Source organism: Micromonospora inaquosa, from assembly GCF_003857055.1.
Classification (GTDB): Bacteria; Actinomycetota; Actinomycetes; order Mycobacteriales; family Micromonosporaceae; genus Micromonospora; species Micromonospora inaquosa.
The window spans coordinates 1-11,702 of the sequence record NZ_QGSZ01000402.1; the positions used below are offsets into that span (position 1 = coordinate 1).

Genomic DNA, 11,702 nt, shown 5'->3' on the forward strand with positions numbered 1-11,702 from the left:
GAACCGGCCGGCGAGCAGGGTGGCCCGCTCCCGGGGACCGACGAGCACCGCCTCGCGCACCGGGCGGTCGGGGTGGGCGGTGAGCCATCCGCTCAGGGTGTCCAGTCGTTCCTGGAGGTGGGTGGGATGACAGTGGTCGCCGGGGAGCCAGACCGGCACCGGGCCCACCGTTCCCGCCGCCTCGCCCGGTGGGCCGGGTGTCACCAGCACCACGTCCACCGGGGACAGCTCGGGTGACGGTGTCCGCGTCTGCGCGCGTACCTCGGTCAGTGTGGTGTCCGGGTGCACGCGCAGCGTGTGGTCGCCGTGCGGGCCGCGCACCGTTACCGACGTCGCGCCGGAGAGGCGGTGGGCGAGCACGGCCGCCACCGCTGCCGCGTGTGCCAGGTCGGTGGGGTCGGTCATGCGGTCACCAGCTCGGCCAGGACGCGCGGCGTGGGTCGCGCGGACAGTTTCTCCATCGGGATGCGGACGGCGAAGCGGCGCTGCACCTGGTTGACCATGCGGATGAACAGCAGGGACTCACCGCCGACGGTGAAGAAGTCGGTGTCCGGCCCGATGTCGGGCGAGCCGAGCAACCGGCCCCACAGCTCCACGATCTCGCTCACCACCGTGCTCTCCCCGGTAGCCGCGGGAGGCGGCGGCGGTTCGGCGGTGTCCGGGGCCGGTGGCGGTGTCGCCTCCAGCCAGTGGCGGGTACGGGCGAACGGGTACGTGGGCAGCGCCACCCGCCGCGCCGGGGTGTCGCCGCGCACCGCCGGCCAGTCCACCGTCACCCCGGCCGTCCACAGTCCACCGAGCCCGGCGAGGACGTCGGCGGCGTCGGCCCGCGGCGTCGGTCGCGGCTGTATGGCGAACCCGGGCACCCCCCGTCCCTGCGGTGTCTGCCGGACCATGCTGGTCAGCGCGGTGCCGGGACCGACCTCGACGAGCACCGGGTCGGGTAGCTCCAGCGCGGTCAGCAGGGCGTCGTGATAGCGCACGGGGCTGCGCAACTGTGCCGCCCAGTAGCCCTCGGCACGCGCCTGGCCGGTGTCGAGCAGCGCGCCGTCGACGCTGCTGACGACCGGGAGGGTGCGGGGTCGATGGGGCACCCGGTCGGCCTCGACGCCGAGCAGCCGGGCCGCGTCGGCCATCATCCGGGTGTGGAAGGCGCGCTGCGCGGGCAGCGCCCGACAGGGCACCCCGGCCGCGTCCAGGCGTTCGAGGAACGCGGCGAGCGGGGCCGGCGGTCCGGCCACGACCGTGACCTCCGGAGCGTTGCGGGCGGCGATGTCGAGGTCGTCCAGGCCCGCGAGGTGTTCCTCCACGGTGCGCGGCCCGGCCAGCACGACCAGCAGGTGACCCTCCGGGGCGTCCTGCATGAGCCGGCCCCGGGTGGCGACCAGGCGCAGCATGTCGTCGTCGGCCAGCTCACCGGCGAGCGCGGCGGCCGGGAACTCACCAACCGAGTGGCCGATCATCGCCGCCGGACGGACGCCCCAGGACAGCAGCAGCCGGCCGAGCGCCACCTCGTACAGGGCCAGGGCCGGCTGGGTGACGTCCGTGCGGTGCACGACACCGTGCGGGTCGTCGTCGACGAGGACGTCCCGCAGGTCCAGCCCGAGGACCGGGGCCAGCAGCTCCGCCCCGTGGTCGAGGTCGGCCCGCACCGACGGGTAGTGGTCGTAGAGGCCCCGCGCCATGGCGGGAAACTCGGCGCCCTGCCCGGGGAACAGGAACACCACCCGGGGTCGGCGGGCCGCCGCGCACACCCGCGCCCGGCGCAGCCCGGCGAGCGCCGCCGGGACGTCCCGCGCGGCCACCGCCAACCGGTGCGGGAACTGCCGGCGGTACGTCTGCGCCGTCACCGCGACGTCCCGCACGGACAGGTCGGGGCGCTGCCGCACGTACTCGTGCACCTGCTCGGCGGCCTCACGGACCGCCTCCGAGGTCCGCGCGGACAGCACGATCAGCTCGGCGGGGCCGTCGGCGGCCGATGGCTCCGGCGGGACCGGGCCGTCGGCCTCCTCCAGCACCACGTGCGCGTTGGTGCCACCCAGACCGAAGGCGCTGACCGCCGCGCGGCGCGGGCCACCGGTGGCCTCCCACCGACGGGCGACGGTGTCCACTGTGAACGGTGTCGACCCGTCCAGCAGCTCGGGCCGGGCCTGTTTCAGGCCGGCGAGCGGGGGGATCTGCCGGAAGTGCAGGGCCAGCGCGGCCTTGATGAGACCGGCGACACCGGCGGCGGCGTCGAGGTGCCCGACATTGGCCTTGACCGAGCCGATCGAGCATTGTCGCTCGCCGCTGCGGAACACCTCGGTCAGCGCGGCCAGCTCGATGGCGTCGCCGACCTCGGTGGCGGTGCCGTGCGCCTCGAGGTAGCCCACGGTCGCCGGGTCGACGGCGGCGGAGGCGTACGCGCGGGTCAGCACGTCGACCTGCCCGGCGATGCCCGGCGCGGTGTAGCCGACCTTCATCCCACCGTCGTTGTTCACCGCCGACCCCTTGATCAGGGCGTACACGGTGTCCCCGTCCCGGCGGGCGTCCTCGGCGCGTTTGAGCACCACCAGGGCGACCCCGTTGCCGGGCACGGTGCCGTCGGCCGCGGCGTCGAAGGGCCGGCACGTGCCGTCCGGCGACATGATGCCCTTCGTCTCGTAGAGGTACCCGGCCTGCTGCGGCACGGCCACGCAGGCGCCACCGGCGAGCGCCACGTCCGAGTCGCCGCCGCGCAGGCTCTGGCAGGCCAGGTGCACCGCCACCAGCGACGTCGAGCAGGCGGTCTGCACGGTGATGGCGGGCCCGCCCAGGTCCAGCCGGTACGCGATCTTCGCGGCCAGGTGGTCCTTCTCGTTGCCCAGCACGACTGACAGCAGCCCCTGCGACTCCACGACGTCGGGCTGGGCGAACACGTGGTGCAGCGCGTAGTAGTTGAACCCGGCCCCGGCGAAGACGCCGACCCGACCGAACGGCCGCTCGGTGGCGAGCCCCGCCGACTCCAGCGCGGCCCACGCCGTCTGCATCAGCAGCCGGTGCTGCGGGTCCATCGTCTCCGCCTCCCGCGGAGTGATGCCGAAGAAGGCCGCGTCGAACAGGTCCGGGTCGGCCAGGACCCCGCGCGCCGGCACGTACGCCGGGTCGTCGAGCCGGTCGGCGGGCACCCCGGCGGCCAGCAGCTCGCCCCGGGTCAGCGCACTGACGGTGGTCTTCCCGGCGAGCAGGTTCGACCAGTACTCCCAGACGTCGGCGGCGCCGGGGAACCGACCGGCCAGGCCGACGATCGCGATGTCGTCGTTCATGAGGGTGCGCCTGCTCTCTGGGTCTGTGCGTGCAGATGCTGGGCCAGCGTCTGGACGGTCGGGAAGCGGTAGAGGTCGGTGAGCGGGATGGTCCGGCCGGCCAACCGCTCCTGGAGCAGCCGGCGCACGATCGCCAGGCGCAGCGACTCACCGCCGACGTCGAAGAACGCCTCGTCGACGTCGAAGTCGTCGGTGCCCAGCGCCTCCACCCAGGCGCCCGTCACCAGCTCCTCGAACTCGGCCAGCGACGCCGAGCGCTGGGCGGGAACCCGGGCCGGCGCGGCCGAGGTCTCCGGTGGCGCTGTCGAGGTCTCCGGTGGCGCTGTCGGTTGGGCCAGCGCTCCCAGCGCCCGCAGGTCGACCTTGCCGTTGCGGTCCAGCGGGAACTCGGTCACCGTCACCCACTGCTGCGGCCGGGCGTACGGGGCCAGGTCGGGCTCCACCGCGCGACGCACGGCGGCCACGTCGACGCCGTCCGGGTCGGGCTTGAGCGCCGCGCAGAGGCGTACCCCGCTCGCCGGGTCACCGGTGGGGAAGACCACGGCGTCGCGGACGCCCGGCTGCGCCCGCAACCGGCGCTCGACGTCGACCGGCTCCACCCGGTGTCCGGCGATCTTCACCTGGCGGTCGTTGCGGCCCAGGAAGCGCAGGTGGCCGTCGGTGCCCCAGCGCACCAGGTCCCCGGTGCGGTAACGGCGTTCCCCGTCGTGGCGCACGAAGCAGGCGTCCGTCCTCGTCGGGTCGCCCAGGTACCCGTCGGCCAGACCGGTGCCGCCGGCCAGCAGCTCGCCGACGGCGCCCGGTGGGACGAGACGACCCGACGCGTCGACGACGGACAGGTCGGTGCCGTGCACCGGAGCACCGATCGGCAGCGGGTCGGGTGTCGCGTCGGTGTGCTCGACGGAGTACGTGGTGGTGAAGGTGGTGTTCTCGGTGGGGCCGTACCCGTTGGTCAGGCGCAGGCCCCGGCAGGCGCGCAACACCTGGCGCACGTGCGGCGGTGACACCACTCCCCCGCCGGTGAACAGCTGCCGCAACCCGGCGAACGCGTCCGGACGGTGGTCGGCGACCAGGTGGAACACGCCCGAGGTGAGCCAGGCGTGGGTGACCCCGGCGGTGCTCAGGACGTCGGCCAGCCCGCGTGGCGTCGGGTCGTCCGGCGGGAAGACCACCACCGTGTCGCCGGTGGCCAGGGGCACCAGCAGCTCCAGGGTGGACGCGTCGAACGCCAGCGGGGACAGCCGCAGCATCCGCATGCCCGGCCGCTCGGCGAACATCCCCGGGTCGTCGGCCAGTCGCAGCACCGCCCGGTGCGGCACGACGACGCCCTTGGGCACGCCCGTCGAACCGGAGGTGAAGGAGACGTACGCGGTGCGCGCCGGGTCGGTCGGCGCCGCCTCGACCGGGTCTGCCCCGACGGGCGTCCGCGGATCGACGAGCGGGCAGTCGACGACTCCCGGCCAGGGCTCGCCCACACCGAGGCGGGCCCGCGCCGCGACGGTCGCCGCCAGATGGGTACGCCACTCGGCGGTGGCGTGCTGGTCCACGGCCACGTAGTGCGCGCCGAGTCGCAGCACGCCCAGCACCGCTACCGCCTCGGCGGCCGAGCGGGGCACCTCCAGGAGAACCGCGTCGCCGGCACGCACCCCGTGGCCGTGCAGGAGACGGGACTGCTCGACCGCGGCGTCGTGCAGGTCCCGGTAGGTGAGCGTCAGCCCGGTGTGCGCGTCGACGAGCGCGGACCGCTCGCCCGCCGACTCCGCGTACGCCGCGAACCGGTGCCACACGTCGTCGGCGGTGTCGTACGTCCCGCCCGAGCCCAGCTCGCGCAACCGGGCGCGCTGACCCGCCGAGAGGGTGGTGACGTCCCGCACTGTCGCGTCCGGGTCGGCGGCCAACTCCCGCACCGCCGCCTGGAACGACTCGACCAGTTCCCCGGCGTCGGCGGCGGTCAGCAGGGCTGTCGCGTACTCCAGCGCGAACCGGGGACGATCCGACCACGACTGGAGGTAGAGCAGGGCGTCGAACACCGCGCCGCCGCAGTGGCTCTCGTGCACCCGCCAGGTACGGTCGCCCACCACCAGCTCGTCGGGCACCAGCTCGTGGTGGGCGGCGAAGCCGAGCTGGGCCAGGGGGTTCCGTCCCGGGTCGGTGCCGGCGCCCAGCGCGGAGACGACCTTCTCGAACGGCACGTCGGCGTCGGCGACCGCCGCGGCCAGGGCGTCGGCGATCCCGCGGACGAACTCCCGGACGGTGCTGTCGTCGGTCGCCGCGCAGCGGACCGGGACGACCCGGGTGCAGAGGCCCACCAGGCGGTCCATGCCCGCCTCGAACCGGCCCGCCGCCGGCACCCCGAGCACCAGGTCGTCCAGACCGGCGCGGCGGGACACTGTCAACGCCCAGGCTGCCAGGGCCACCGACGTGACGGTCACCCCGCACTCCCGGGCCAACCCGGTCGTCGCCTGCGCCGCCGTCTCGTCCAGGTGGAAGCGCAGTCGGGCGCCCCGCCCGTCGACCTCGGCGACCGGCGGCAGGTCGGTGGGGAGCGTCACCGTCCACGGTGCCCCGTCCAGCCGCGCGGTGACCCGGGTCAGGGCGGACTCCAGCGCGCCGGACGACTCCTGCGCGGCGAGCCGGGTGCCGACCCAGTCCGGCGACGGGGCCGCCTCGGCCGGGCCGTCCCCGGCGTAGAACTCGGCGAACTCCCGCGCGAACAGTTTGACGCTCCAGCCGTCGCTGACCGTGTGGTGCACCAGCATGGTGAGCAGGTCACGCCGGCCGGTTCGGGTCAGTACGAACACCACGGGTGGCTGCGCGAAGGGGCGCAGCAGACGCGCGGCGGCCGGGCCGTACAGGTCGTGCACGGCGCGCACCGCGTCGTCGTCGGGCAGCGTCTGGTGCAGCAGGCGCGGCTCGTAGGGCGCGGGCAGCACGATCCGGGCCTGGCGGGGGTCGCGCACGAAGCGTGTCCGCAGCGCCTCGTGTCGGGTGGCCAGCTCGCGCAGCGCCCACCGGACCCGGTCCGGGTCGAGGGGTCCGTCCGCCTCCACCGTGAACATCAGGTGGTACGGCGCGTCCTGGTCCAGCAGGTGCGCGGCCAGCATGGACCGCTGACCCGGCAGCAGCTCCCGCTCTGCCGGCCGCCGCGCGACGACGGGTGGCGCGGTGTCGACGAAGTCCACGGCGCCGGCGAGGGCCTGGGCCAGCGGCAACGCCGACAGCAGGCGGGCGCTGTCCACGTCCGCCCGCAGCTCGCGTTGGCCCAGCGCGACGAGGGCGATGGCCTGGAGCGAGGTGCCGCCCAGGGCGACGAACGACTCGGTGGCGGCCACCGCGCGGACCTGCTCGGGGGTGCCGCCGAGCACCCGTGCGGCGAGCGGCGCCCAGGCGGCGAGGTCGGGGGCGACCATCAGGCGGTCTCCGCCGCCGGGCGCTCCCGCGGCACCTCGCTCGCGACCTTGCGCAGGTCGGCGAGGCGGGGGTTCTCCAGCACGTGGCCGAACATCACCGCGAGGTTGAGTTCCTGGCGGATCAGGGTGCTCAGCCGCAGCGCGCTTAGCGAGTGGCCGCCGAGGTCGAAGAAGTCGTCGTCGTCGTCGACGGTGTCGACGCCGAGTACCTCCATCCACAGCTCTTCGAACTCGGCCACCCAGGTCCGGTCGTGTACGTCGCGCATCAGTGTCGCCTCTCTGTGGTCGGGTCGGCTCCGGGTGCGTCCAGGTAGTGCCGGGTGGCCGCGAAGGGGTAGGTGGGGGCGGGCAGCCGGCGGCGGCCGGTGTCGTGCACGGGATCCCAGGCGTCGGTGAGACCCAGTTGCCACAGCGCGCCGACGGTCGCCAGCAGTCGGGCGTGCCGGTTGGCGGGAAGTGCCGGCTGGTCGGCGTCCAGGTGCGGGGTGACGCTGGTGCCGACCTCGATCCAGAGCACCTGGTCGGGCGCGTCGGGGGGCGGCGTCGACGTCGGGGGGCGAAGGGCGGCGGCCCGCCAGAAGGCGCTGTCGTCGGGCCGCCCGTCGATGAGCAGGGGCAGAGCGGCGGGGTGCAGGCGTACCCCGGAGTCGTCGGTGTCGCGCAGCAGCGCCAGCGCGTCCGCGAGCGACATCACCCCGGCCACGACGGCGGCGGCCACCGCGCCGACGCCGTCACCGGCCAGGGCGCGCGGAGTGACGCCCCGGCTGCGCAGCGACCGGGTCAGGCCGACGCAGGCCAGCAGCCGGTCGCCGCGTTCCCGGACCGAATCGTCCAGGTCGTGGCCACGCAGCAGCGCGACGCCCTCGTCGACGGTCCGCCGGTACACCGGGTCGGCGTCGTAGTTGGGTCGGTTGCCGGTCACCGCACCGGCCCCGGTGAGGTGCAGCGCCACCCCGCGCGCCCGAGCCGTCGCGTCGACCTTGCGCAGCCGGGCGACCCCGTCGGTCACGCCGGTCAGGACGGCGGCCCGCCAGGGCAGCTCGGCGCGGCCGGTCCGCAGGGTGTACGCGAGGTCGGCCAGGTCCCCGGGGGCGGTTCCCGCCGCGAACGCGGTGACCCGGTCCAGGCTCTCCTGCGCCACCGCGGCGGTCTTCGCAGAGACCAGGACGAGCTGCGGGACGTGCCGGCGGGGTCGGGCCGCGATTGGCGGGGCCTCCTCCAGCACTACGTGGGCGTTGGTGCCGCCGATGCCGAAGGCGCTCACCCCGGCGCGGCGTACGCCGTCGACAGGCGCCCAGGGTCGGGCGGTCGTCGGCAGCTCGAACACCGAGCCGTCCAGTCGGATCGCCGGGTTGGGCGTACGGAGGTGGGCGATCGGAGGGATCGTCCGGTGCGTCAGGGCCAGGACCGTCTTGATCAGGCCGATCACCCCGGCGGCGGTGTCCAGGTGTCCGACGACCGACTTGACGGCACCCAGCGCGCAGGGCGCCCGGTCGGGCCGGGCGGAGTCGAACACCTGCCGCAGCGCCGCCACCTCGATCGGGTCGCCGAGCGCGGTGCCGGTGCCGTGCGTCTCGACCAGGCCCACGGTGTCCGGGTCGACGTCGGCCACCTCCAACGCCGCCGCGATGACGGCGGCCTGACCGGTCGGACCGGGCGCGGTGAAGCCGGCCTTGCGGGCGCCGTCGTTGTTGACCGCGGAGCCACGGATCACCGCGTGCACCGTGTCGCCGTCGCGCAGCGCGTCGCTGAGGCGCTTGAGCACCACCACGCCCGCTCCGTCGCCCGGCACCGTCCCGTCGGCGGCGGCGTCGAAGGCGCGGCAGCGACCGTCGGCGGAGAAGATGCCGCCGGGCTCGTGCAGGTGTCCGCGCCGGGTCGGCGGGGCGACGGTGGCCGCGCCGGCCAGTGCCACGTCGGCGTCGTAGGTGAGCAGCGCCTGCGTCGCCTGGTGCACCGCGACGAGCGACGTCGAGCAGGCGGTCTGCACTGTCAGCGCCGGCCCCTGGAGGTTCAGCTTGTAGGCGATCCGGGTGGCGGCGAAGTCCTTGTCGCTGCCGATGATCACGCCCAGGCCACCGGCCGCCTCGACCGCGCGCTCGTTGGGCCACACGTTGTCCAGCAGGTAGACGTTGAGCCCGGTGCCGACGTACACCCCGACCCGGTTGCCGTCGGCGGCGACCGGCGGGTGGCCGGCGTGCTCCAGGGCCGCCCAGGCGCACTCCAGCAGAATCCGCTGTTGGGGGTCCATCAGGGCGCTGTCCGACGGTGAGTAGCTGAACAGCCGGTGGTCGAAGCGGTCCGCGTCGGTGAGCACCGCGCGGGCCGGCACGAAGCCCGGACGTTCCACCAGATCCTTGGGTACGCCCCAACCGACGAGCTGCTCGGGCGTGAAGACGGTGACGGCGTCGACGCCGTCGTGGACGTGTCGCCAGAACCGGTCCAGGTCGCGATCGGCGCCGGGGACCCGGATGGCCATGCCGACCACCGCCACCGCGGCGCTCTCGTCCGGCTCAGCCACGGCCGGCTCCCACGCTGCGCCGCCGGTCGGCCAGCAGGGCGCGGCCCTGGCGGCGCTGCGCCGCGTTGGGGTCCGCGACGACGGGCGCGGTGTGCTGGAGCGCCGCCGCGCAGCCGGCGATCGTGCCGCAGCGGAAGAGGTCGGTCACCGAGACGTCCAGACCCTCCTCGGACATCCGCTGCTGGAGCGCGATCAGCGCGAAACTGTGGCCGCCCAGGTCGAAGAAGTTGTCGTGCAGCCCGACGTCGGGCCGCCGCAGCACCTCGACCCAGCAGGCCCGGATCCGTTCCTCCAACCCGGTGCCGACCACTGCGGCCGGTGGCCGCGACGGCGCGGTGGCCGCCCGTGCCGCGCGGCTGTCGGCCAGCAGGCGGGGAAGGTCGACCTTGCCGTGCGCGGTGAGCGGGATGGTCGCCACGGTCAGGATCCGCGACGGCACCATGTACGCCGGCAGTGTCTCGCGCAGGTGCGCCCGCAGGTCGTGCTCGGCGTCCGGGCCGATCCCGTGGACCACGAACGCGACGAGTTCGTCGTCCTCGGCGGCCACGGCGCACGACCGCACCGCGGGGTGGGTGAGCAGGGCGCCCTCCACCTCGGCCAGCTCGACGCGGTAGCCGCGCAACTGCACCTGCGTGTCGTTGCGGCCGAGGTACACCATGCTCCCGTCGAGACCCCACTTCACCACGTCGCCGGTGCGGTACATGACCCCGCCGCCGTACGGGTCGGGCGGGAACCGCGCCTCGGTCAGCTCCGGGTTGTCCAGGTAGCCGTGCGCAACGAGCGCGCCGCCGCAGTACAGCTCGCCGGGCACGTTGAGGCCGGTCGGCCGCAGGTCCTCGTCGAGGACGTAGCAGCGCGCCGACGGCAACGGCACGCCGATGGCACCCTCGGGGACCCGGGGCACGTCGGCGGCCGACGCCTGGAAGATCGTGACGTGGATGGTGCCCTCGGTGATGCCGTACATGTTGACGAACACCGTTTGCAGACCCGGGGCGTCCGCGATCAGCGACGCCAGCCGCGACCAGCTCAGCGCCTCACCGCCGAGGACGACGTAGCGGATGCGGGAGGCCTCGTCGGGGTCGAGCGCCCGCAGGTACGGCGGCAGCAACCGGTAGAGCGCGCCCGGGGTCTGGAACAGCACGGTGACGGCCTCGCGACGCACCAGCCGGGCCAGCCGTTCCCGGTCCACCAGGTCGACCCGGTCGGCGATGACCAGCCGGGCGCCGGTGGTCAGCGCGCCCCACATCTCCCACACCGATGCGTCGAACGAGAACGAGCTGGCCGCCAGCCACACGTCGGCGGCCGTGACGTCCAGGCCCGCCGGGGTCGGGCTGTTCAGCGCGTCCAGGCCGCCGTGCCCGACCAGGACCCCCTTGGGTACGCCGGTCGAGCCGGAGGTGTAGATGACGTACGCCGGGTCGTCCGGCCCGGGGAAGGTCTCCTCGAGCACGGAGATTCCGTCGAGGGTGTGCGCGTCGGCCAGGGGGGTCCCGCTGTCGCGGGTGAGCGCCGCGGCCGACTCTGCGGTCTCCGGGTCCACCACGAGCACCGCCATCCCGGCGTTCGCGGCGATCAGTTCGAGGCGCTGGCGCGGGTAGTCCGGGTCCAGCGGCACGTAGACGCCGCCGAGCTTCCACACGCCCAGGATCGCCGCGACGACCGCCGGTGAACGGCCGAGCAGCAGCCCCACCCGGACACCGGGGCGGACACCGCGGTCGGCCAGGCCCGCCGCGATCCGCCCGGCCCACCGGTCCAGCTCGGCGTAGGTGATCTCGACGTCCCGGTGGCGTACGGCCACCGCGTCCGGGGTCGCCGCCGCGTGGTCGGCGAAGCGACGCAGCACCGACGGGTGCGTGACCGGCGCCGACGCGAGCGGCGGGTTCACCCCCTCGGTGAGCTGCGCCCGCTCGGCCTCGTCCACCATGGACGGCTCCTGCTGCTCCTCGTCGACGATCGACCGCAGGAACGTCAGGTAGTGCGTGAGCAGCGTGCCGACGGTCTCCGCCGTGAACAGCTCGGTGCTGTACTCGGCGCGCAGGAACGGCACGTCGGTGGAGACGTCGAGGGTCAGGCCCAGGTCGAACTTGGTGACGTCGATCTCGACATCGACCTCGGTCAGCCGTACCCCGGCGAACTCGGGGAACGCGAACGGGAAGTTCTGCACCGTCAGCGAGGTCTGGAACAGTGGCGCGTGGCTGAGCTGCCGCTCCCCCACGGTGGCCCGCACGATCTGCTCGAACGGCACGTCCTGGTTGGCGAAGGCCGCCATGCTGGTCCGTCGTGCCCGGTCCACCAGCTCGGTGAAGCTCGGCCGGCCGGACACGTCGAGCCGGATCGGCAGCGTGTTGACCAGACATCCGACCAGGCGCTCCTCGGCGTCGTCCATCCGGTTCGCCACCGGAACGCCGACCACCACCTCGTCCTGGCGCGCGTACCGGGACAGCACCGAGGCGTACGCGGCGAGCGTCACCGCGAACAGCGTCACGC

6 protein-coding genes are annotated in these 11,702 nt (G+C 74.5%); all 6 read right to left on the reverse strand.

All coding sequences use genetic code 11. From position 1 onward, the window contains the following. A partial coding sequence (locus tag DLJ59_RS35795) for a hypothetical protein (protein ID WP_148097001.1) occupies nt 1-405 on the reverse strand: 405 nt, incomplete at its 3' end. Further along, on the reverse strand, nt 402-3,284 hold the full coding sequence (locus tag DLJ59_RS35800) for a type I polyketide synthase (RefSeq protein ID WP_124778535.1): 2,883 nt from the start codon (nt 3,282-3,284) through the stop codon (nt 402-404). The genes DLJ59_RS35800 and DLJ59_RS35795, both read right to left, overlap by 4 nt. Next, nucleotides 3,281-6,694 (reverse strand): non-ribosomal peptide synthetase, encoded by a 3,414-nt coding sequence (locus tag DLJ59_RS35805; RefSeq protein WP_124778536.1) that lies wholly within the window; start codon nt 6,692-6,694, stop codon nt 3,281-3,283. The genes DLJ59_RS35800 and DLJ59_RS35805 overlap by 4 nt, the downstream gene beginning before the upstream one ends. Next, entirely contained in the window at nt 6,694-6,960 is a 267-nt protein-coding gene (locus DLJ59_RS35810; RefSeq protein WP_124778537.1) for a phosphopantetheine-binding protein, read from the reverse strand. The genes DLJ59_RS35805 and DLJ59_RS35810 overlap by 1 nt, the downstream gene beginning before the upstream one ends. Next, nucleotides 6,960-9,215: a beta-ketoacyl synthase N-terminal-like domain-containing protein gene (locus DLJ59_RS35815; protein ID WP_124778538.1), complete on the reverse strand. Its 2,256-nt coding sequence runs from the start codon at nt 9,213-9,215 to the stop codon at nt 6,960-6,962. Before DLJ59_RS35815 ends, DLJ59_RS35810 begins: the two co-directional genes overlap by 1 nt. Further along, on the reverse strand, nt 9,208-11,702 hold a 2,495-nt coding region (locus DLJ59_RS35820; protein WP_124778539.1), incomplete at its 5' end, for a non-ribosomal peptide synthetase. The genes DLJ59_RS35815 and DLJ59_RS35820, both read right to left, overlap by 8 nt.